Consider the following 22569-nt stretch of genomic DNA (forward strand, 5'->3'; position numbering starts at 1 on the left):
CCACACAGTTGGTGACTATGACTTCACATACGCCCGCGGTTGGCGACTGGTTCCCCGCCGCTCCGGCGCGGTTGGCTATCGCGCTCCTCGCCACCTTTGCCCTGGCCTGTGCTCGCGGCACGCCGCCGGCCTCCGTGGGTCCTGATATCGGAAAGCGCGTGGTCGCCGAGCATGGTGTGGTCGCGGCGGGCAACGCGTATGCCAGCGACGCGGGACTCGAAATGTTGCGACAGGGCGGCAGCGCCGTCGATGCCGCGGTCGCGACGGCTTTTGCGCTCGGCGTGACGGAGCCGATGATGAGCGGACTCGGTGCCGGTGGCGGTCTCTTGTATTGGGACGCCAAGACGCGCCACGCCGAATATCTGAATTTTTATAGTGCGGCGGGGAGTCTTCCGGATTCGGGGCTACGCGCTTCGACGGCTGCGAACGCGACGTACACGCCCCGCGGGGTCGGAATTCCAGGCGCGGTGCGTGGACTGCTCTCTGCCCATGCGAAGTACGGCAAGTTGCCGCGCGCCACGGTGCTTGGGCCTGCGATTCGCCTCGCGGCAGAGGGGTTCACGGTGAATGCGTTGCTGGCACGTGAGATTGCGTCGAGCACAGAAAAGCTCGCGACCTCGCCTGGGGCGAGTCGCCTGTTCATGCCTGATGCCAAACCGCTGCGCGCCGGTGATCACCTAGTGCAAGCCGAACTCGCCGCCACGTTGCGTCGCATTGCAGGCGAAGGGGCCGATGTGTTTTACGCCGGCGAGATTGGTGGCCACATTGTGGAAACACTACGCGCGGCCGGCTCGACCATCACGCGCGCCGACTTTGCGGCCTATCAGCCGCGGTGGACGCGTCCCGTGTGCACGACGTATCACGGCCGCGTGGTACTCTCGGCCGCGGCGCCACAGTCTGGCGTGCAGGTGGTGGAGGCGCTCAATCTTGTGGCCGATCACAACATGCCGGCGCTTGGGCTGCCGAGTCGTTCGCCCGACGCGTTCCGCGTGATGACCGGTGCATTGCGCGTGGCGGTCACCGACCGCGATGCGATTATCGGCGATCCCGACAAAGTCGGCGTGCCGATGTCCGGCATCACCAGCAAGGCGTACGCGGCATCGCGCGCGGCGCAGGTGGAAGCGCCCGTGAAGGGCCGTCTCGCGGCCGGCGATCCGTGGGCGTTCGATCGTGCCGCCACCGGTGAGTGCGCGGCGCTCGATGCGGCCGCGCCCGCGACCGTGCGCCCGCGTCCGTCAGCCCCTGGTGCGCCGGGCGATGGATCGATGGCGGAGACCACGCACATGTCGGTGGTGGATGCTGACGGCAACGCGGTGTCGATTACCAATACACTCGGCTTGGCCTTCGGCACGGGGACGTGGGTGGACGGCGTGTTCCTGAACAGCGCGTTGTTCAATTTTGCGCGCGATGGAGCGTCGCCCAATGCTTGGGGCCCTGGGCGTGTACCCGCCTCGACCATTGCGCCGACGATTGTGCTGCACAACGGCCTCGTCGAGATGGTGGTCGGTTGCCCCGGCTCGCCGGCGATTCCCCCGGCGATCGTGCAGACGATCGTGTATCGCTTGGACTATGGGCTCGATCCGCTGCAGTCACTGCGGATGCCGCGGATGATTCCCGGCGCGGGGCCGCAGTTGCGCATGGAAGATGGGTTTGCCGAAGTCGTATACGCCGAAGCGCGCCGGTTAGGCTACGAAGTGAGCGTGGCGCCCGCGGTGGACATGAATTTTGGCGGCGTGCATGTCATTGCGCGCATTGGAAACCGCTGGGTGGGCGCGGCTGACCCGCGGCGCGATGGCGAGGTGCGCGGCTGGTAATTAGGTTACCGCGCTGGGATTCTTCCCTGACTCATTTCGCGGTGAAACCCTGACAGAAATAGTACCGAATAACCATATCGTTCAGGCTTTGTTGCCACTGGTTCGGACCTGAATACAACACTCCGCTGGAAGGGGATTTTCTCATGACACGATTGAAGAGAGGGCGCGCATTCTGGCTAGCGATGTTGCTGGCGGTGTTCGCACCTTTCGCCTTGCGCGCTCAGGGCGGCGCAACGGTTGCCGGTTCGGTGACCGAGCGTGGTTCGAACACGCCGCTCGAAGGGGCGCAGGTGAGCATCCCAGGCACACGCCTTGGGGCTGCCAGCGATAAGTCGGGTGCATTCAGCATTCGTGGCGTTGGGGCTGGCGCGGTGAAAGTGCGCGCGCAACTCATCGGCTACGAGCCGCTGGAACAGACGGTGCAGGTGCCGGCGTCCGGCACGGTGCGCGTGTCGTTCGCGCTGAGTCGCGCGGCGGTCACGCTGTCGGGCGTGGTCGTCACGGCCACAGGCGAAGAGCGTCGTCGCTCGGTCGGTACGGCAATGGCCACCATCGACACGGCGCAGATCGCACGGTCCGCGGCCACCAACCCGCAGGACTTGCTCGCCGGCTCGACGCCTGGCGTCACGGTGCTGGCCAACGGCGGTCAGCCCGGTTCGGGCGGCACGATTCGCCTGCGCGGCGTCAACAGCGTGAGCCAAGGGAATAGCCCACTCATTTATATCGACGGTGTGCGCGTCTTCAACGGCCGCACGCCGACGAACGTCGGTGGCCGTCAGTTCATCTCGCCGCTCAATGACATTGCGGCTGAAGACATTGACCACATTGAAATCGTCAAGGGCCCCGCAGCTACCACGCTGTACGGCACCGAGGCGTCGGGTGGTGTGCTGCAGATCTTTACCAAGCAGGGGCGCGAAGGCGCCGCAGCGTGGAACGTCAGCATGACGAGTGGGTTCACCAATATGGGCCACGTCGGACCGTCGTCGGATCCGAACGGTCAGTTCTTCAATAACTGCAGTGGCACACTGACGATCGGAGATGGCACCAAGTTCCAGGATGCTACCTGCCCCTCGAGCGGGAGCTGGTTGCACAACGGCCCGATTGCGCGCCTCAACATTGGCGTGCGCGGCGGCAGTGCGGGCGGCGTGACGTATCAGGTGTCGGCCAACGCTGATAATGAAGAAGGCGTGCTCCCCACCGGCGGCGCCTTCAATCGCGGCCTCCGCGCCAACCTCGGCTTCAAGCCGGCGAAGGGGCTCACGGTCAACATCAATCAGTCGATCACGAACAGCCGCACCATCGGTTTCGCGGACGGCAACAGCGCCAACGGCGCGATGCTCAATATCTCCCGCGGCGCCGGCTCCAACTATAAGGGTATTGGTTGTGCCGATGCGACCGTCGTGTGCATCAACAACGACAGCCTCTTCACGAACCAGATCAACAACACCACCAATCACTTCATCACCGGTGTCACGCTCACGTATCAGCCGGTTGAGGCGCTCACGAACCGCCTCGCGGTTGGATTCGATTACAACAACGCGGACATCCGCTATGTGGTGCCGTTCGGCAACTATCGTGTGCCGCTCGGCTCGATGTTCGAGACGCTCTGGCAGCGTCAGTTCCTCTCTGCCGACTTTGCGTCGACCTATCGCCGCCAGGTGGCGAGCAACTGGAGCACCAGTACATCGGTGGGTGGCCAGGTGTTCGAGAGCAAGTTGTACTCGACCGATCTCCAGTCCGACAACTTTGCGGGTCCCGGCGATCCGACGCTCGTATCGGGCGCGCTCCGCTTGATCAACAGCGTGGATCAGCAGCGCGTGATCAACGCCGGTTTCTTTGCACAGGAAATGATCGGCTGGCGCGACATTCTGTTCGTGACGGTCGGCGTGCGTATGGACGGCAACAGCGCGTTCGGCAAGAGCTTCGGATTACAGACCTACCCGAAGATCAGCGCCTCGTACGTGATCTCGGACGAAGCCTTCTGGCCGCGTCGCTGGATTGAGACCATGAAGATCCGCGGCGCCGTGGGCGACGCGGGCAAGGCGCCAGGCGCGTTTGACGCCGTGCGCACCTGGACACCGGTCGCTGCTGAAAACGGCAAGCCGGCGTTCAGCACCAATCAGATTGGCAATCCGGCGCTCGGGCCGGAACGTACGCGCGAAATCGAACTCGGCTTTGACGCCAGCGCGCTCGACGGGCGCATCAGTCTGCAGTACTCGCACTTCGACGATCACACCTATAAGGCGCTGATCCCGGTGCAGCAGTCGCCGTCGCTCGGCTTCTCGGGCTCGCAGCTCATCAACGTCGGTGAGCTGATGAACTCGGGACACGAAGTGATGCTGACGGCGGAAGTGTTCCGTCACAAGCTCGTGGACGTGACCGCGCGCGTTGGGTTGATGAACCTGCACAGCGAAGCGGGCAACGTCGGTGGACAGACGCTGACCATCTTTGCGCTCGGCCGCACGTATGTGCAGCAGGGGCTTCCGGTGCCGTCGTATTACGGTCTGAAGGTGATGAACCCGAATGATTTTGCGAATCCGATCATTCAGGCCAATCAGTATCTTGGCTCGGCATACCCGACGCGCATCTGGACGCCGGGTCTCTCGGTGAAGGTGCTGGATCGTATCACGCTCGACATGCAGGGTGAATGGCAGATCGGTGGCCACAACCTGAATGCCGTCGGCTATCAGAACGCCAACCTCGTGGCATGGCAGCCGTGCTACGCAGCGCAGGCCAAGATGCGTCAGGCCGCCGCGGGTGACTCCTCGGGTCTCAGCAGTGTCACGGCGCTTGAGCGTGCGCGTTGCACGATCAACACGAAGATTGCGCGCGACTACAGCTTCTGGGTTGAAGCGAACGACTTCTTCAAGCTCCGCAGCGTGTCGGTGACCGTCGATCTGCCATCCAAGTATCTCTTGGGCGCCAAGAGCGGTTCCCTCGCCTTCGCCGGTCGCAACCTCTGGACCAGCACCAAGTACACCGGCAACGATCCGGAAACTTCCGATCAACGCGACGACACATTCGCACGTCGCGACTACTACGTGTTCCCGACCTCTCGGTCGTTCACGATGACCCTCCGCCTGGGCTTCTGATCATGACGACCCTTCGCAACTTCGGACGCCATTCGGTTGGCGTCGTCGCCGTGCTCTGCGCGGCGTGCAATATGACGGTCACCAATCCGGGGCCGCTGCAGGACGCACAGCTCAACACCCCGACCGCCATGCCGGCGCTGGTCAACGGCATGTCGGGCGATCTCTCCTTTGCGCTTGGTAACTACATCGACCGCGGCGGGCTCGCGTCGGGCGAACTCTCCGAGGCCGGCAACTTCTCCGCCGAACAGCAGTTTTTCATTGGCGTCATTCGGCCGGAAGATGTGAACCCCGACTGGTCCAACATGCAGCAGGCGCGTTGGTCGGCGGAGAACGGACTGGATCGCATGAAGTCGGTGCTCGGTGCGAATTTTGAAAAGAACGCCGACACGCCGCGCGCGTATCTGTACGGCGCGTTCGCCAACCGGATGCTCGGCGAGAACGTCTGCACGGCCGTCATCGACGGCGGGCCGGCGCAGAGCGACAGCGTGTACTTCGTGCGCGCGGAAAGTCTGTTTACGCGAGCCTACACACTGGCCGCGGCGCTCAATAACACCACCGTCGCCAATGCCGCATTGGGCGGCCGTGCTTCGGTGCGCGCTTGGCAGGGCAACTGGACGGGCGCCGTAACGGACGCCGCGTTGGTGCCGAATACGTTTGTCTACAACGCGATCTTCGGCACGGGCACGGCGCGCGAGAATAACGATCTGGCCAACCAGACCATCACGCGTCGCGAAACGACGGTGTTTGGTACGGTGTATGCCTCGATCTTCAAGGATCTTCGCACCCCGTGGGATACGATCAAGACAACGTCCGGTGCCGTGCAGACGGGGCAGGACGGCAAGACGAAGTTCTTCCGTCAGACCAAGTACACGTCGCTCGCGAGCAACGTGCCGCTGGTGAAGGGAGCAGAAATGTTGATGCTCCGCGCCGAGGCTGCTCTGCGGAACGGCGACATTGCTGGCATGACCACGCTGATCAATCAGCAGCGTGCGCTCTACGCCGGCCTCACAGCGGTTACGGCTCCGGCCACGACGGATGCCGCGTGGACATTGCTCCAGGCCGAGCGGGGCTCGGTCGTGTGGCTCGAAGGCCGCCGGTTGTGGGATCTTCGCCGTTGGAACGCGGCTGGTACCAACAGCTTCCTGACCGGTCGCAGCAAGTGCGTGCCGATCAGCACCAACGAACTGGCGTCGAATCCGAATCTGTCGAAGTAACACGTTGGCAGAGAACGCAAAGGGGCGCCGTCTTCGGACGGCGCCCCTTTGTCGTTTCGGTGGGTGCGCGGCGGCGAGATAGGCCGCGCGTGATCGTTAGTCGGTGGTGCGACCGAGCGCTGCAGGCGGCGTGGAGCGTCCCACGACGCCTGCCACAGCCACGATGGTCAGTACGTAGGGAATCATCGCCACGAACTGCGACGGAATGAGCTGCGCGGCCTGTAGCTGAATCTGGAGCGTCTCTGCGGCAGCGAACAACAGGCATGCCACCCCGGCGCGCAGCGGATCCCAGCGCCCAAAGATCACGGCGGCGAGCGCAATGAAGCCGCGCCCGGCTGTCATGGAATCGGTGAACTGGTGTTGGTCGAGCGCGAGGTACACACCGCCGAGCGCCGCGAGCGCGCCGGACGCGAGCACTGCTACATAGCGCACACGGCTCACGGGAACCCCCACGCTCGCCGCAGCCTGCGGATGCTCGCCCACGGCACGCACGCGCAAGCCGAAGGTGGTTTTCTGCACCAGCCACCAGAGCGCTGGCATCACGATAATCCCGAGCCATACGAGCGGATTCAGCAAGAAGCCGAAGGTGCTGGCGGCGGTGCCTTCGGTGCCAAAGCCCACCACGCGCGGCGAGTTGGAACTCGAGCCAAAGGCCAACTGCAAGAAGAAGCGCGTGATGCCAACCGTGAACAGATTGATGGCCACGCCCATGACCACGTGATCGGCTTTGTAGCGGATAGTGCACATTGCGTGCACCAGTGCGAGCGCGAGCCCCGCGCTCACGCCCGTCACGACGCCAATCCACGCGCTGCCGGCATAGTGCGCGCCCAGCACCGCGCCAAAAGCGCCGCCGAGCATAAAGCCTTCGAGCGTCAAGCTGACGATGCCCGCTCGCTCGGCGAGTGCGCCACCAGCGGCGGCGAACAAGTACGGGATGGCAATGCGCACCGTCTGTGCGAGAAAGAGCAGGAGACTCATGCGCGTCCTCCGGCCATCTTGCCTGCAGCTTGGCGCACAATGCGCCGTACTTCCGGCACGGAGGTGGCCACCGCAACTATGACGATGCCCTGCAGTGCCTCAACGAGCTGCTTGGGCACCATCGCGTTGATAGCGAGGCCGCCCTGCGAGAGCGTGGCAAAGAAGAGCGCCGCGAGAATCACGCCGAACGGATGATTGCGGCCAACCAGCGCGACGGCAATACCGAGGAAGCCGGCGCCACCCGCAAAGCCGTCTTCGTAATAGCCTTTGTAGCCCAGCACGAAATTGATGCCGCCGAGTGCGGCGAGTGCGCCGGACAGCATCATCGCGTTGCGCCAGACGGCGCCTACTTTCACGCCGGCGTTCTCAGCGGCGTCGGGCTGCAGCCCTACGGCGCGCAGTTCATAGCCAGCGCGCGTGCGGAAGAGAAACCACCAGAGTGCGGCCGCGGCTGCGGCCACAATCACGAGCGTCCAGTTTGCCGCGGAGCCATGGAAGACGGCGAATGTGCCCGAGAGTCGCGACACCACACCCGCGTGCAGCTCTGGCGTGTGCAGCGTTTCGGGGACGTGCAGCTTGGTGCTCACGATATAGTTGAGCAACGCGAGCACGATGAAGTTGAGCATGATCGTGACAATGACTTCGTGTGCGCCGAACTTTGCGCGCAACACGCCAGGCACGGCGCCCACGGCGCCGCCGGCGAGGCACGCAGCCAACACGCACACTGGCACGGCGAAGAACGCGGGCGTTCCCGTGGGCATGGCGAGTCCGGCAACCGCTGCCGCAAAACCGCCGGCCGCCAACTGCCCTTCGGCGCCGATGCTAAACAGTCCAGCGCGCAGCGACACGGCGACGGCCAAACCCGTGCAGGTGAGCGTGGTGGCTTTGTAGAGCACTTGGCCAAAGCCGTAGGCGTTGCCCCACGTGCCTTCGATCAACATGCGCCACACCGCGCCGGGCGCTTGCCCGTACATCAGGATGAGCAGATCGCCGGCGACCATCGCGATGGCCAGTGCGACGAGCGGCGGGAGCACCCCTTCTTCGAGAATCGTCCGGAATCGGGCGTTCACGCGGCACTCTCCTGCTTGGCGCCGGTCATGAACGGTCCGAGAATTTCTTCGTTGGCTTCGGCGCGGGAGAGCACGGTGACGAACCGCCCGCCGTACATCACGGCAATGCGATCGGCCAGCGTGAGCACTTCGCGCAGTTCCGCACTCACCAAGAGAATCGCTTTGCCAGCGTCGCGGGCCTTTCGGAGTTCATCGTGAATAAACTCAATGGCGCCCACGTCCACGCCGCGCGTGGGTTGCGCGGCGAGCAGGGCGGAAAAAGAACGCGACATTTCGCGTGCAATCACAATCTTCTGCTGATTGCCACCCGAGAGCGCGCCGGCGGCGAGCGCGGCATCGGTGGGGCGGATGTCGTAGGCGGCGATCTGCTTGGCTGCATTCGCCGCGATCGCGGCCGCATCGAGCACGCCGTGGCGTTGATAATGATGCTGCTGCCCGAGAATCAGATTGTCGGCAATCGAATACTCGAGAATGAGGCCGCGGCGATGCCGGTCCTCAGGGATGTGCGAGAGTCCGGCGTCGCCGCGGTCGCGAACGGCAAGTGCGGTGATGTCGCGCTGGCCGAGCAGGATCTGTCCGCTGGTGGCTGCGCGAAGTCCGGCAATCGCCTCGAGGAGCTCAGTCTGCCCGTTGCCTTCCACGCCGGCAATGCCAAGGATTTCCCCTGGAGCAACGCTGAAGGAAATGTCGTTGACGGCGCGTGCCACGCGTGGGCCGCGTACCACCAGGTTGCGCACTTCGAGCGCGGGAGCGGTGCTCGTGTTGTTGGCCGTGCTCGGTGCACGACGCCCTTCGCGCACGGAGAGATCCACCGCTCGCCCGACCATCGCATGGGCGATCCCTTCCGGGGTCGTGTCCTTGGTGGCCATTTGCGCCACGGTCTCGCCCTGTCGCATCACCGTCACATGCTCCGTGACGTGCATGACTTCGTCGAGCTTGTGCGTGATTAACACGATCGTCGCGCCGCCATCGCGCACGCGGCGCAATACTTTCCAGAGTTCGGTGACTTCCGGCGGGGAGAGCACGGCCGTCGGTTCGTCGAGCAGGAGAATTCGCGCGCCGCGATAGAGCGTCTTAAGGATTTCCACGCGCTGCGCTTCACCTACCGAGAGATCGGCCACCAGCCGATCTGCGCCCACCATCAAGCCGCTCTGTTCGCAGAGTCGTTCCACGTCCTGCATGGCACGGGCGCGGTCAAACATTCCGACACTCACGGGCTCGCGGCCGAGCACAACATTTTCGGCCACGGTCAGCGTAGGCACGAGCATAAAGTGCTGGTGCACCATCCCCACGCCTGACGCGATAGCTTCGGCGGTGGTCCAGCCCGTGACGTTGCGTCCGCCGACTTCGATAGTGCCGCCGTCACAGGGGAGCGCGCCGCTGAGGATTTTCATCAGCGTACTTTTCCCAGCGCCATTCTCGCCGACGAGCGCGTGGATCTCGCCCTGCCGCACCTCGAGCGTGGCGCCGCGATTCGCGCGCACGGCGCCGAAACGTTTGTCGATGCCCGTGAGGCGCACCGCAGGAACCTGCTTCGAAGGACTGGTCATCGAGTGGCCGGCACGGTGATGCGTCCCGCCACGATGTCGGCCTTGAGCGCCTCGAGGCGCTGGCGCACCGCATCGGGGATGAGCGCCTTGTTGTGTTCGTCGTACACGTAGCCCACGCCGTCTTCGGCAAGGCCAAACGAATAGATGCCGCCGGTGAAGGTCTTGGCGTTCACGCGCCGGATGACGTCGAACACGGCGTTGTCCACGCGCTTGACCATCGACGACAGCACAAAGCCGGGCGCTTCTTTGTATTGGTCCGCGTCCACGCCAATGCCGAACTTCTTGAGCGTGCGTGCGGCTTCAAAGACGCCGAGCCCTGTGGAGCCCGACGCGTGATAGATGACGTTGACGCCCTGCTGATACTGCGACAGCGCGAGCTCTTTGCCGCGTCCCGGATTGCGGAAGGCCTCGGGGGTGACGCCCGCGTACTGGGCGATCACCGTGCAGTCCGCGCAGACCTGTTTGACGCCGGCGCGGTAGCCCGCCTCAAACTTGTGAATGAGTGGCGAGTCCATGCCGCCCACGAAGCCAACTTTCTTGGAGTCGCCTACAAGCGCGGCCAGCGCACCCACCAGGAAAGAACCCTGTTCTTCGCGGAATTTGAGTGCCGCGAGGTTCTTGGGTGGCGCAACCGCGTTGCCGTCTGGCCCGATCGTGACGGCGTAGTCCACCCCAGCGAACGCGACGTTCGGGTATTCCTTGGCGAGCTCGGTGAGGTCGTCGGTAAAGATGAAGCCCACGCCGACCACCAGATCCATCCCTTCGGCGGCTAGCAGGCGAAGGCCTGCCTCGCGGTCAGACCCCTCGCCGGGCTCCACAAAGCGCACGCGGGCGCCGAGTTGTTCGGCGGCGCGCATGGCGCCAATGTAGGCGCCGTCGTTAAACGACTTGTCGCCACGGCCGCCCAGGTCGAATACCACGCCGATGTCCAGCGCGTGCCCAGTGGGCACCGCCGCCGCCCCTGCAGGGTGGACGAACAGCAGCGCCACGTGCACCGCCAGCAGGACCCCGACAAACCCGAAGAGCTTGCGCATAAGAACCTGTACAATCGCGCCCGGGGCAGACCGTCGCAAGCAGGCGGCCATCCGCTAGATTCCAGCCATGGCCGACCGTATCCGCACGCGCTTTCTCGTTATCGGTTCGGGCGTCGCCGGGCTGCACACCGCATGGCGCGCCTCCGAGCACGGCGACGTGTGCGTGCTCACCAAACGGTCACTGTTCGATAGCGCCACGGCCTACGCCCAAGGGGGCATCGCCGCGGCGCTTGGGGCGGGGGACAGCGCCGAGCTCCACCGCAAGGACACGCTGGCGGCGGGGGCGGCGCTTTGCGACGCGGCCGCGGTCGAGGTACTCGTGGCTGAGGGCCCCCAGCGCGTGCGCGAACTTGCCTCCATGGGCGCTCGCTTCGACACCGACGACACCGGCCGCCTCTCGCTCGGCAAAGAAGCCGCCCATTCGCGCAATCGCATTGTGCACGCGCACGGCGACCAGACGGGGGCCGAGGTAGCGCGGACGTTGATCGAGCGAGTGCGCGAAAGCCGTAACATTTCGGTGATCGAATGGGCGCGCGCCCTCGATCTTATTATCTCCAACGGGCGCTGCATTGGCGTGCGGGCGAGCGTGTCCGGGCGCGCGGTCGAGATTATTGCCGACGCCACCGTGCTCGCCACGGGCGGCTGTGGGCAAGTGTACCGCCACACGACGAACCCCGAAGTCGCCACCGGAGATGGCTTTGCCATTGCGCATCGCGCCGGTGCTCGACTCGCCGACATGGAGTTCGTGCAGTTCCATCCCACCGCGCTCGACACGCCGGAAAATCCGCTGTCGCTGATTTCCGAGGCGGTGCGCGGCGAAGGGGCCGTGTTGGTGAATGATCGCGGGCAGCGATTTATGACACGCAAACACCGGCTCGCAGAACTTGCGCCGCGCGATATTGTGGCGCGCGAAATTTTCCGCGAGCAGCGCGGCGGCTCGCGTGTCTGGCTCGACGCGCGCAAACTCGGCCGCACCTTTACGCGCCGCTTTCCTGGCATCAGCGCCATCTGCATGGCGCGCGGCATCGATCCCAGAAAAGAACGCATCCCCGTCACACCTGCTGCCCACTATATGATGGGCGGTGTCGTCACCGATCTGGCCGGGCGATCGTCGCTCGAGCGGTTGTACGCCTGCGGTGAGGTGAGCTGCACCGGTGTGCATGGTGCCAACCGACTGGCGTCCAATTCATTGCTCGAAGGGCTCGTCTTTGCCGAACGCGTGGCGCGCGACATAGTTGCCGCGCCGCGGCTGCCGCGCGTCCCCAAGGCCGAGGCGTGGGCGGTGCCACCGCTGGTGGATCGTGGCGCCGCGCAGGTCGCGGCCGACACGGTGCGAATGCTGATGTGGGAACACGCTGGCATCGACCGCACCGCCAAGGGACTGCGTCAATGCGTCGAGCGGCTCGGAGACATCACCTCCCGTTTGCCCGAAGGAGCCACCGAGGAGCGCAATCTCGCCGACACCGCGCTGCTGATTGCCGAGGCCGCGTTGCTGCGCAAGGAATCGCGTGGCGGTCACTTTCGAAGCGACTTTCCAAGGGAAAAGCGGAAATGGCGCGGCAAGCATATCGAGTGGTAGTCGCCGTGTGGTCGGCCGCAAGAGCGTTCGGTTGCGAGAACTTCCGCTGAGCGCACGGGTATCCAAGAGAGGAGGCATCATGCGCATCTCGCGTCGGTTGGCCCTTTTTGTAATCGTTGCTGTTGTGGCCTCGGCGCCGCTTGGCGCACAGAAGTATCGTGGCCCGCAGGGGGACACAGTGCCGACCACTCCGTCCGCGCGGCGCGCCAACGCCACACGAACGACAACGTCATCCGCCGCGGTAACGGCGAGCCCGTCTGCCGCACGTGCGGCGAGCATGACGGTGGACCCGACGCTTTCCGTTGCGCCGGCTCGGAATCCCCGTGACACGCCAGTCCCGAAAGCTTCGGGCGGTGGCTCGTGGGGCGCCATTTCCGTCAGCAGTTGGGGTGGATCGCCCGGCACGAATAACGCGACAGCCGCTCCGAGTGCGGCGAAGAGTGCGGAGGTGCGTCCCGCATCCGCGCCGGCTGTCAACACCAAGCCGGCGCCGGCGAAACCGTAGCGCCGAGCGGGGAAATGGCGTCACGGAAACAACCACCAAACCGGTGTTGATCGTCGCGCACATGAGAAGCACAATCAACCGCCGCCGTGAGAAATTTTTCTCGGCGCGTGCTTGCTTGTACTCGCCACGTAGCAATGGCATACTGCGAGGGTAGACTGCGTCCACCCGTGCCGACTATGGGCGTGCGCCGAACCATCCATGGCAAGCACGACCATCCCCCGTTTCATAGGCCGATCATGAATATCCAACGAGCTGTTGCGATCGTTTTTGCGTCCGTTGCGCTTTCTGCCACCTCTGCGCTGGCGCAAGCCAACACGGACTACGGCAAAGCACTGACGCTCAAGACCAAGACGCCAATTTCCGCCATTCTCAAAGACCCCAAGGCCTACCACGGCAAGCGTGTACTCGTCGAAGGGACGATTGTTGAGGTCTGCGAAGAGCGGGGCTGCTGGATTCGCATTGCGAGCGACAAGGAGTTCGAGTCCATGCGCTTCAAGGTGGAAGACGGGCTCATCACCTTCCCGCTAGACGCCAAAGGAAAGCTCGTGCTGGCCGAGGGGATTGTGTCGATGAAGACGTTGACGCGCGAGCAAGCCGTGGCGCAGGCACGCGAAGCCGCCAAGGAACGCGGTCAGCTCGCCACCTTCGACCCGGCGCGTATCAAAGGACCGGTGACAGATGTCCAGCTGACGGGAGAAGGCGCGCGGGTCAAGTAGTGCGCGGCGCACACATTCCGTGGCGGCGGTGGAGCATCGTGCTCCACCGCGACATCGGCTACCTCGCGGCTGCGCTCACGCTGGCGTACGCGATCTCGGGGATTGCCGTCAATCACATTGCAGACTGGAATCCGAATTACCGGATTACCAAGTCATTCGTGGACATCGCGCCGATCACCGCGCCCACGTCGCCGGAGATTGTCGCGGTGGCCGTCGCGCAGCTCGGGCTTGCCACTGCGCCTAAGAGCACCTTCCGCCCCGATCCCCAAACCGTACAGCTGTTTTACCCGGAGAAGGTGTACCACGTAGACCTGCCGACGGGAAAGGTCATGGTCGAGTCCACCGTCCCGCGGCGCGTGCTCTACGAACTGAACCAACTTCACCTCAATCACCCGAAGCGCGTCTGGACGTACGTGGCCGACATCTTTGGGGCGGCGTTGATTGTGCTCGCCATCACTGGTCTGTTTGTGCTCAAGGGGAAACTCGGGGTCACCGGGCGCGGCGGATGGCTCACGGCGCTGGGAACCGTAGTGCCGCTTGTTTTCTGGTTCTGGTACCTGCGGCGCGGCTAAAATGCGCGCGGCATGGCAGTCGCTGACACCACCGTAGTCACGGCGATCGGCACAACCAAAGGCGCGCTTACGCGTCCGGTTCGGGCGACGTTCCCACGAGCACTGCCGTCGCGATGATCGTCAACGCCGCAAAGAACACTTCGAGCTGTAGCGACTGCGCGAGCGTGGGCGCCTGCTGCCGTGCGGCTGCAGGCGCGCGACGCGAGTGCCACGCTCCGAGCGCTACGACCACGCCAACCGCCACGAGTTTCGCAAACAGGAGCAGTCCGTAATCGCTCTGGAGCAACGTGCCAAGCCGCTGCACGCGGAGCCACACACCGGCGGCCCCAGTCGCTATAAGGAGCGCGGCACTCCCGAGTGCCACGCGGTGAAATCGCTCAATCCACGCGGCGAGTCGCGCGCCACCGTCGGAGCTTTGGAGTAAAGCGGGAGCGCGCCACGCGAAGATCGCCAGGGTGCCCGTCCAGCTCGCCGCCGCGGCCACATGCACTGCATCGGTGCCGATCGCCAACCAGCGCGTCGACGGAACCGCCGCGGCATGACCCATGAGGGCAGGGGCGAGGCACAGCGCACTCACGCCGAGAATGGCCAACAGTTCACCAGTCCGCGTGGTGCGACGTGCCAACACAAAGCCGACGCCAGCCAATGCCGCCCCTCCGAGCTGCAGGAGCCACCCACGCCCCCAGCCGGTTTGCAACACGTTCGCCATCATGGGCGTGACGGGGTCGCCAACATCAACGAATCCACGCGCCTGCAGCCAGAGCCGCGGTGCTGCGGCAAGCACGAGAGCCATCGCCGCCGCCCAACCCATTGGGGTCGCGCTGGCCCGATCCTCGTGGGAGCGCGCGAGCGCGAGTCGAAACACCACGGTGCCCGCCGCGACAATCGTCGCCACGAACACGAGGGCGCGCAAAGCGACCGTGGCGGTGCCGCCGGCGGCTTGGAACAGCGCGCCCAGTACGCTCACTTCACGACGAAGAAGAACGTGCCCTTTACCGGATGTCCGTCATCGGCCGAGACGTTCCACTGCACATCGTACCTGCCATGCTCCATCGCCCCCGTGATCGGAATAAGAATAGGAGCGCTCTTTTGTTTGACATCGTTTGTGGCGGGTCCGAGCGCGACGGCTCCCTTGGGGCCGACGAGCTTGAAGGTGCTCACGCGGAGTTCGAGACGTTCCGAATACCACAATGAGAGCTGCGTCGGGGCCGTTGTCAGTGTGTCGTGGGCGGCCGGTTGGCTTTTCACGAGTTGAGTATGGCGGCGCACCGGAGTCGCGGCCGTCGACAGCGCGAGCGCCGCCGCCATACCGCCGCCGCCGACCAACGAACGAAAACGCATCAACATGCACCTGTGTTTGGAGTTGGAGCGGTACCGACCGGCTGTAAAGATGCCCCATGCGATGCGTACCGCGCCACGGCAACCGCCCTCACCGACTCCCTCGGCGGCGGAGCGGCGGCTATCATTACAGGATGCCGCCAGAAGCCCCGCAGCCTCGTTACGCCGAGCTGCACGAGGAGATCCGCCGCACCGCACGTGACCGGAACGCGGTCATCCTCGCTCACAACTATGAACGCCCCGAAGTCCAAGATGTCGCCGACTACGTCGGAGACTCCCTCGGACTGTCCCGAGAAGCCGCCCGCACCAGCGCCGACGTCATCGTCTTTGCGGGCGTCCACTTCATGGCCGAAACCGCGGCCATTCTCTCGCCCACCAAGCAGGTGCTCCTGCCGGATCTCGCGGCGGGTTGTTCACTCGCTTCGACGATCAACGCCGCTCAGTTACGCGAGTGGAAGGCCGAGCATCCAGGCGCGACGGTCGTCTCCTACGTGAATACGACCGCCGAGGTAAAGGCGGAGAGTGATTATTGCTGCACGTCGGGGAACGCGGTTGAGGTGATCAACGCAATCCCGGCAGACCAAGAGATTCTTTTTTTGCCTGACATGTTTCTTGGCGCACACGTGCGCCGCGTCACGGGGCGCCGCAATATCCATGTGTGGATGGGCGAGTGTCACGTGCACGCGGGTATTGATCCGGAGAACATCCGGCTTCAGCGCTCGTTGCACCCGGACGCCGAATTCTTGATTCACCCCGAATGTGGGTGTGCGACGAGCGTGGTGGAGGCGATCTCCGCTGGCGATGTGGACCCCAACAACGCGTTCATTCTCTCGACCGAGGGGATGATCAAACGTCCCGGCGAGAGCTCGGCCAACGCGTTTATTGTTGCGACCGAAGTGGGCATTCTGCACCGTCTGCAGCGCGCCTATCCCACGAAACAGTTCTACGCGGCCAATGAGCGCGCGTCGTGCGCGTACATGAAAGTGACGACGCTTCCGAAGGTGCTCGAGTCGCTGCAGCAGTTGACGCATCGCATCACCGTTCCTGCCGACATTGCGGCGCGAGCGCAGTTGGCGATTGAGCGCATGGTGTCGATTGGTGGTGCCGTCTCAGCGACGCCGCCGGCGCCGGGCGTCGATCCCGGCGAGTAGTGGCCGATCAGCCGAATCCGCCTCGGCGCATTTCGCCGTCTGGGCCGCCCCACTATGCGGGCGGCTCGGCGTTTCCGCTGAGTGACACGGAGATTGTGGCGTTGGTGCGAAGCGCGCTCGACGAAGATCGTGCCTTCGAGGATGTCACCACGCTCGCGACGGTACTCTCGGTACGTCACCAGCGCTCGCGGTTGGTTGCGCGGGCGCCCGGAGTGATTGCTGGCGTGCCGCTGGCGCTCGCGGCGTTTCGGTTGCTCGACGAACGCGTGGAGATTCGTGTGGACGCCGAGGATGGCACGTCGGTGCGCCCCGGCAGTGCCGTGCTCTTTATTTCGGGGCACGCGCGCGGCGTGCTCTCAGCGGAACGTGTTGCGCTTAACTTTTTGCAGCGCCTCAGTGGAATCGCCACGCTCACGCAGCGATACGTGGAGGCGGTGCGCGGCACGCAGGCCGCGATTCTCGACACGCGCAAGACGACTCCGAACTGGCGTCGCCTCGAGAAATACGCGGTGTTGTGTGGTGGCGGCACGAACCATCGCATGGATCTCGCGGCGGCGGTGCTCATCAAGGACAATCACCTCGCGGCGGTGGATGGTGATGTGGCAATGGCCGTGCGGCGCGTGCGAGAGTTTGCTGACCGCCCCCTAGCGGTGCAGGTTGAGTGCGACCGGCCAGAGCAGGTGCGTGCGGCGGTGGATGCCGGCGCCGACAGCGTGTTGCTCGACAACATGACGCTCGATCAACTGCACGAATGCGTGACCATCGCGCGCGGGCACTGTGTGACGGAGGCCAGCGGTGGCGTGACGCTCAGCACCGTGCGCGCCATTGCCGAAACTGGCGTGGATCGCATTAGCGTTGGGGCACTCACGCATTCGGCGGGCGCCCTCGACCTCGCTCTGGATTTCGACTAGCCGGTTCTGACGCGCCGCCGGCTATCGTGCCGCGGCGCGCTTCAGTTGCGATCGCAGTTCGCGTGGGTCACTCGTGGGCGCATCGCAGGCATAATGTCGACAGACGTACGCCACGGCCGTTCCCACCGGGGTGTCGCGGCCCGCGAGCAACGCATTGCCATCAGCGGGAACTCCCCCCGCAAGCACCAGCGACGGTACGTAGCAATCGGCGGCGGCGCGCGCGAGTGCACGAAATGCGTCTGACGCCGGATCGCCGGCGATCACTACTTCAATGGCGCCATGCACAAGCCCATCGGCAGCGCCGAGCGCGTGCCCGAACATCACGCCGTACTCCCGCATCGGGGTGGCCGCGTTGTTGAGTGTGCGCTCCGCAATCGAGCGCCACGCATCGCGCCCGGTGTATTCGGCGGCGAACAACAGGAGTTCGGCGGCCAGCGACGCGCCCGCAGGGGTGGCATTGTCCATGACGTCGCGGGGCCGCACCACCAACGGCTCGTGGTCGTCCGCGGTGTCGTAGAAACAGCCTTCGGTCTCACTCCAGAAATGCTGCACACACGCCGCGGCGAGCGTGAGCGCGCGATCGAGCCACTGTTGATCGAAGGTCAGCTGGTAGAGGCCGACGAACCCGAGCCCGACGGCCGCGTGGTCTTCAAGAAATCCGGAAATGTGCGTCACGCCGCGCGCGTGAATGCGCAGGACGCGCCCGTCGCGCACCATCGTGTTCCAGAGAAAGTGTCCGTTGGTCAGCGCGGAGGCGTGGGCGTCATTGTCCTGAAAGACGCGCGCGGCTTCGGCCATCGCGCGCAGCATCAGCCCGTTCCACGAGGCAATCACTTTGTCGTCGCGCGCCGGCCACACGCGGTCGGCGCGTACATCGTACAGGCGTTTACGGAGTGCCGTGCGGCGGTCGTCGTTGACAACGGCGTCTTCCGCGCTCGGTGCGCGCGCTGTGAGAATGTTGGCGCCCTCAAAATTCCCAGCGACGGTCACCCCGTAGGCGCGCATCGCCCAGTCGGCGTCGTCGCCGGCGATGCGCGCAAACTCCTCGAGCGACCACACATAGAACTTGCCTTCTTCGTGTTCGCTGTCGGCATCGAGCGAGGAATACCAGCCGCCCTGAGCGTCAGTCATTTCGCGGCGCACCCACTGGAGCGCGGCTTCGGTGGCGCGCCGAACCTCGGCGTTCCCAGTGGCCTGCCAGAGGTGCACGCCCAACCGTGCGAGGAGGGCGTTGTCGTAAAGCATTTTTTCGAAGTGCGGCACAAGCCAGAGTGCGTCTACCGTGTACCGGTGAAAGCCGCCGCCGATTTGATCGCAAATTCCGCCGCGTGCCATGGTGAGGAACGAGTGCTGCGCGATGTGCAGCGCATGGGTGTCGCCAGAACGTGCCCACTGCCGCAGCGCCGCGTCGAGCGCCATCGCGTGCGGAAACTTGGGCGCCCCGCCAAAGCCGCCGGCGAGCGGTTCAAAGCGTCGGGCCATCCCTTTCCACGCCTCGTCCAGCACCATCGCGTCGAGCGTGCCCCCTCGCGCCGCGTCGTCCGCAGCGACAAATACCTGCGCCACCGACGTCACCGCGCGCGCCACTTCCTCGCGGTTGGTCGTCCACGCATCACTCACCGACTGAAGGACTCGGCGAAACCCCGGCATGCCGTGCCGGTCGGCAGGCGGAAAATAGGTGCCGCCATAAAACGGCTCACCCGCCGGAGTGAGAAATACGGTCATCGGCCAGCCGCCCTGACCGGTCATCGCCTGAACGGCCTGCATGTAGATGGCATCGAGATCGGGGCGCTCTTCTCGGTCCACTTTCACATTCACGTAGAGCGCGTTCATCAACTGCGCCGTCTGTGGGTCTTCAAACGACTCACGCGCCATCACGTGGCACCAATGGCAGGCCGCGTAACCCACGGAGAGGAGAATCGGCCGGTCGAGGCGCTTGGCCTCGGCCATCGCATCAGGGCCCCAGGGATACCAATCCACCGGATTCTCCGCGTGCTGCAGCAAATAGGGGCTGGTAGACGAGGCGAGGCGATTTGACATGAGAGGGCGCTGAGTGGCGTTCGGCGTGCGCGATGGAGAAGTTTACGGGGTGACAAACTCGCGCGCCTGGCGCCACGCGCTCGCAATCATTGCCGGCACCACCGTTCTGCGCCTCATTCTTGGCGCGGTGGTGCCGCTCTTTCCCGACGAGACCTACTACTGGGACTGGTCGCGCTCGCTCGCGGCCGGCTATTTCGATCATCCCCCGATGATCGCGCTACTCGTGCGGGCCGGCACCACACTCTTTGGCCAAACTCCGTTCGGCGTGCGTCTGTTCCCGATTCTCGCCGGTGGTTTTACTGCGCTCGCTATCGCCCAAACGGCTCGGCGCATCGAAGGGGACGAGGCCGCGCGCACCGCGTCGCTCATCTTTGCCTGCCTGCCACTGGCCGCCGCGGGTTCGGTGCTCGCCACCCCCGATGCGCCCATGCTCTGCTTTGTGGCCTGGACGCTGTACTGCACCATCCGCGCGCTCGACACCGACGCAGACACCACCCACGCGCAGGACGCCCGCCGTCGCGAAACCCGATGGTGGGCTCTCACGGGCCTCTGCATTGGCCTCGCCATGGCCTCGAAGTTCACCAGCGTGCTCGTGCCCGCTGGTATCGCGCTGGCCTGCCTGCTGCACGCCCGCTTGCAGAACCGCTTCGGGCATCCGGGGCCCTACCTCGCGATTGCCATTGCCTCCGCCGTGCTTGCGCCCGTGCTCATCTGGAATGGCCAACACGACTGGGTGTCCTTTGCCTTCCAACTGGGCCATGGCCTCGGCGCGCCAAAGGGCGGCGCACTCGGCGCCCTCAACCGTGAACTCGAACTCGTGGGCGGACAGATCGGACTCGTCACGCCGGTGCTGTTCTTTTTTGTAGTCCGTGGAATTCGGCGCGCCTTTGATCCCACCCCGAGCGGACTTCGCGTGGTATTGGGTACGGTTGCGGTCACCTGTATCGCTTTCTTTGTATACAGCGCCACGCGGCGCTCCGTGGAAGCCAACTGGCCCGCGCTCGCTTGGATCCCCGCGATGGTGCTGGCGGCGGTCGAACCGCCCACGTCCGATCGGGGACGCCGATGGATGAATGGCGGTCTCATCTTTGCGGCCGCACTCTCGCTTGTCGTGTACGTGCACGTGGTGACGCCCATTCTCCCGCTCCGCGCCGATCGCGATCAGGTGGCGAAGGCGTTTGGATGGGACGAAGTCGCAAAGGCCGTGGATCGGAGACGAGTTTTTTACGAGGATCGCGCCAAGTTCGGCGTCACGACGTTGTATTTTGCGGCGGAACGATATCAGGATGCCAGCGAACTCGCGTTCCACCTCAAGGGGCAGCCGCACGTCCTCTCGCTAAACCTGATGGGGCGCCCCAATCAGTACGACCTGTGGGATACGTTTAAAGGTTCGGCCGAAATCGGCGCCAGCATCTTGCTGGTCCTCGACGACGAAGTCGCCGAACCCAAGCTCATCCAGAAGTTAGGCTGCTGCTTTCAGCGCATTGATCAGGGCGAGCGCGTCGCGATGGTGCGCGACGGTGCGCTGGTTTCGCGCAAGCGGCTCTGGTTCCTCGGCGTGTGGAACGGTGAATGGCCTACACGCGCACAACCTTTTCCCTGGACTGATTGACCGCTATGACCAAGCCCACCATTCCCGCCGATCTCGAGCAGTGGCTCTCGGCCAACGATCAGCGCATTCACGACGAGCTCTTTGAGTTTCTGCGCATTCCGAGCGTCAGCGCTCGGAGCGAACACAACGGCGATATGCGCGCCGCCGCCGACTGGCTCCGCGGCAAACTGACCGCGATTGGTTTCACCGCCGAAACTATTCCGACCGCAGGACACCCCGTGGTGCTCGCGGAATGGAAAAAGGCGCCGGCCGGTGCACCCACCGTGCTCGTGTACGGCCACTATGACGTGCAGCCGCCCGAACCGCTCGAGCTCTGGACCTCGCCGGCGTTCGAACCCACCATCCGCGACGGCAAACTCTTTGCGCGCGGCTCGGTGGACGACAAAGGCCAGCTCTGGATTCACGTGAAGGCGCTCGAAGCGCATCTCGCCACGCGCGGCACGTTGCCCTGCAACGTCATCGTCCTCGCCGAAGGCGAAGAAGAAGTTGGGAGCGAGAATCTTGAACCGTTCATTCGGCAGCATGCGCAGCGCCTCGCGTGCGACGCCGTGGTGATTTCCGATTCGACGATGTTCGCCCCCGGCATCCCGAGCATTCTCAGCTCACTCCGTGGCCTGGCGTATTTTCAGATTGACGTCACCGGCCCGGCCAGCGACCTCCATTCGGGCATGTACGGCGGCGCCGTCGTGAACCCCGGCATGGCGCTCGCGCGCATCCTCGCCACCTTCCACGACGCGCGCGGCAAAGTGGCCATCAAAGGCTTCTATGACGCTATCAAGCCGTTCAGCGCCGCGGTGCGCAAAGGGATGAAGAAGCTACCGTTCAGCGATGCGCGGTTCAAAAAAGAAATCGGTGTGAAGGCGCTCGGCGGTGAGCCAGGGTATACGACACTCGAAAAACTCTGGACGCGTCCCACCTGCGAAGTAAATGGCCTGCTCAGCGGCTACACCGGCGAGGGCGCCAAGACCGTGCTCCCCGGAAAGGCGATGGCGAAGGTCAGTTGCCGTCTCGTGCCGGGGCAGTCGCCAGCGAAGATCGAAAAACTGATGAAAGCGCACGTCAAGAAAGTCGCACCGCCGGGCGTCACCGTGCACGTGCAACATTTGCATGGCGGTCATCCGTGGCGTGCCGAGCTCGACGGCCCGATTTTCGACGCCGCGCGCCGCGCACTGCGCGCCGCCTTCGGCAAGGAGACAGTGATCGTCGGGGAAGGGGGGAGTATTCCAGTGGTCGGCGATTTCGAACGCATCCTCAAAGTGCCGGTGTTGCTCGTGGGCTTTGGGCTCCCCGGTGAGAACGCACACGCGCCGGACGAGTGGATTAGCGTTGCCAACCTGCGTGGCGGCATGCGCGCTATGGCAGCGCTCTGGGATGAGTACGTAAAAGCGTAGCG

At 64.6% G+C, this 22569-nt stretch carries 18 protein-coding genes; 11 read left to right on the forward strand and 7 right to left on the reverse strand.

The genetic code is table 11. From position 1 onward, the window contains the following. The first annotated feature begins 17 nt into the window (after window positions 1–17). The 3 genes from ggt (at window position 18) to NTZ43_10245 (ending at window position 6120) form a co-directional block, all read left to right on the forward strand. A complete protein-coding gene (gene ggt, locus NTZ43_10235; GenBank protein MCX5767585.1) occupies window positions 18–1814 on the forward strand; it encodes a gamma-glutamyltransferase in 1797 nt (598 codons plus the stop codon). 143 nt (window positions 1815–1957) lie between these two features. Continuing rightward, complete coding sequence (locus tag NTZ43_10240; GenBank protein MCX5767586.1) at window positions 1958–4906, forward strand: TonB-dependent receptor; 2949 nt, start codon at window positions 1958–1960, stop codon at window positions 4904–4906. A 2-nt stretch (window positions 4907–4908) separates the two neighbouring features. Continuing rightward, the gene (locus NTZ43_10245; GenBank protein MCX5767587.1) at window positions 4909–6120 is read left to right on the forward strand and encodes a RagB/SusD family nutrient uptake outer membrane protein; all 1212 of its coding nucleotides are present in this window, start codon (window positions 4909–4911) and stop codon (window positions 6118–6120) included. 96 nt (window positions 6121–6216) lie between these two features. Here the strand turns inward: NTZ43_10245 and NTZ43_10250 are convergent, their stop codons facing one another. Genes NTZ43_10250 through NTZ43_10265 form a run of 4 tightly spaced genes read right to left on the reverse strand, consistent with a single transcriptional unit; the run spans window position 6217 to window position 10752 of the window. Continuing rightward, window positions 6217–7098 (reverse strand): ABC transporter permease, encoded by an 882-nt coding sequence (locus NTZ43_10250; GenBank protein MCX5767588.1) that lies wholly within the window; start codon window positions 7096–7098, stop codon window positions 6217–6219. Then, window positions 7095–8168 carry an ABC transporter permease gene (locus NTZ43_10255; GenBank protein ID MCX5767589.1) on the reverse strand — a complete coding sequence of 358 codons (1074 nt, stop codon included), beginning with the start codon at window positions 8166–8168 and terminating at the stop codon, window positions 7095–7097. Before NTZ43_10255 ends, NTZ43_10250 begins: the two co-directional genes overlap by 4 nt. Then, on the reverse strand, window positions 8165–9718 hold the full coding sequence (locus NTZ43_10260; GenBank protein MCX5767590.1) for an ABC transporter ATP-binding protein: 1554 nt from the start codon (window positions 9716–9718) through the stop codon (window positions 8165–8167). The genes NTZ43_10255 and NTZ43_10260 overlap by 4 nt, the downstream gene beginning before the upstream one ends. Then, window positions 9715–10752: a BMP family ABC transporter substrate-binding protein gene (locus NTZ43_10265; protein ID MCX5767591.1), complete on the reverse strand. Its 1038-nt coding sequence runs from the start codon at window positions 10750–10752 to the stop codon at window positions 9715–9717. Before NTZ43_10265 ends, NTZ43_10260 begins: the two co-directional genes overlap by 4 nt. Window positions 10753–10819: 67 nt before the next feature. Here NTZ43_10265 and NTZ43_10270 point away from each other — a divergent pair, with 67 nt between their 5' ends. The 4 genes from NTZ43_10270 to NTZ43_10285 all read left to right on the forward strand — a co-directional run bounded on the left by NTZ43_10270 (window position 10820) and on the right by NTZ43_10285 (window position 14124). Beyond that, the gene (locus NTZ43_10270; GenBank protein ID MCX5767592.1) at window positions 10820–12331 is read left to right on the forward strand and encodes an L-aspartate oxidase; all 1512 of its coding nucleotides are present in this window, start codon (window positions 10820–10822) and stop codon (window positions 12329–12331) included. 79 nt (window positions 12332–12410) lie between these two features. After that, window positions 12411–12836, forward strand: coding sequence for a hypothetical protein (locus tag NTZ43_10275; protein MCX5767593.1), 426 nt, complete (start codon window positions 12411–12413; stop codon window positions 12834–12836). Window positions 12837–13072: 236 nt separating this feature from the next. Next, on the forward strand, window positions 13073–13552 hold the full coding sequence (locus NTZ43_10280; protein MCX5767594.1) for a DUF4920 domain-containing protein: 480 nt from the start codon (window positions 13073–13075) through the stop codon (window positions 13550–13552). Then, window positions 13552–14124 (forward strand): PepSY-associated TM helix domain-containing protein, encoded by a 573-nt coding sequence (locus NTZ43_10285; protein MCX5767595.1) that lies wholly within the window; start codon window positions 13552–13554, stop codon window positions 14122–14124. Before NTZ43_10280 ends, NTZ43_10285 begins: the two co-directional genes overlap by 1 nt. A 67-nt stretch (window positions 14125–14191) precedes the next feature. Here NTZ43_10285 and NTZ43_10290 read toward each other — a convergent pair whose 3' ends face one another. Together NTZ43_10290 and NTZ43_10295 are read right to left on the reverse strand one after the other, a co-directional pair. Further along, on the reverse strand, window positions 14192–15091 hold the full coding sequence (locus tag NTZ43_10290) for a CopD family protein (protein ID MCX5767596.1): 900 nt from the start codon (window positions 15089–15091) through the stop codon (window positions 14192–14194). After that, on the reverse strand, window positions 15088–15465 hold the full coding sequence (locus NTZ43_10295) for a copper resistance protein CopC (GenBank protein ID MCX5767597.1): 378 nt from the start codon (window positions 15463–15465) through the stop codon (window positions 15088–15090). Before NTZ43_10295 ends, NTZ43_10290 begins: the two co-directional genes overlap by 4 nt. Window positions 15466–15596: 131 nt before the next feature. On the opposite strand from NTZ43_10295, the gene nadA reads away from it, so the two are divergent. Together nadA and nadC are read left to right on the forward strand one after the other, a co-directional pair. Beyond that, window positions 15597–16613: a quinolinate synthase NadA gene (gene nadA, locus NTZ43_10300; GenBank protein ID MCX5767598.1), complete on the forward strand. Its 1017-nt coding sequence runs from the start codon at window positions 15597–15599 to the stop codon at window positions 16611–16613. Beyond that, window positions 16613–17524 (forward strand): carboxylating nicotinate-nucleotide diphosphorylase, encoded by a 912-nt coding sequence (nadC, locus tag NTZ43_10305; GenBank protein ID MCX5767599.1) that lies wholly within the window; start codon window positions 16613–16615, stop codon window positions 17522–17524. Before nadA ends, nadC begins: the two co-directional genes overlap by 1 nt. Window positions 17525–17545: 21 nt before the next feature. On the opposite strand, the gene NTZ43_10310 is transcribed toward nadC, so the two are convergent. Next, on the reverse strand, window positions 17546–19564 hold the full coding sequence (locus NTZ43_10310) for a thioredoxin domain-containing protein (GenBank protein MCX5767600.1): 2019 nt from the start codon (window positions 19562–19564) through the stop codon (window positions 17546–17548). A 49-nt stretch (window positions 19565–19613) separates the two neighbouring features. On the opposite strand from NTZ43_10310, the gene NTZ43_10315 reads away from it, so the two are divergent. Further along, window positions 19614–21176, forward strand: a complete 1563-nt coding sequence (locus NTZ43_10315) for a glycosyltransferase family 39 protein (protein MCX5767601.1) — start codon at window positions 19614–19616, stop codon at window positions 21174–21176. 5 nt (window positions 21177–21181) lie between these two features. Then, window positions 21182–22567, forward strand: coding sequence for a dipeptidase (locus tag NTZ43_10320; protein MCX5767602.1), 1386 nt, complete (start codon window positions 21182–21184; stop codon window positions 22565–22567). The last annotated feature ends 2 nt before the right edge of the window (window positions 22568–22569 follow it).

Source organism: Gemmatimonadota bacterium (assembly GCA_026387915.1).
Taxonomy (GTDB): Bacteria; Gemmatimonadota; Gemmatimonadetes; order Gemmatimonadales; family Gemmatimonadaceae; genus Fen-1231.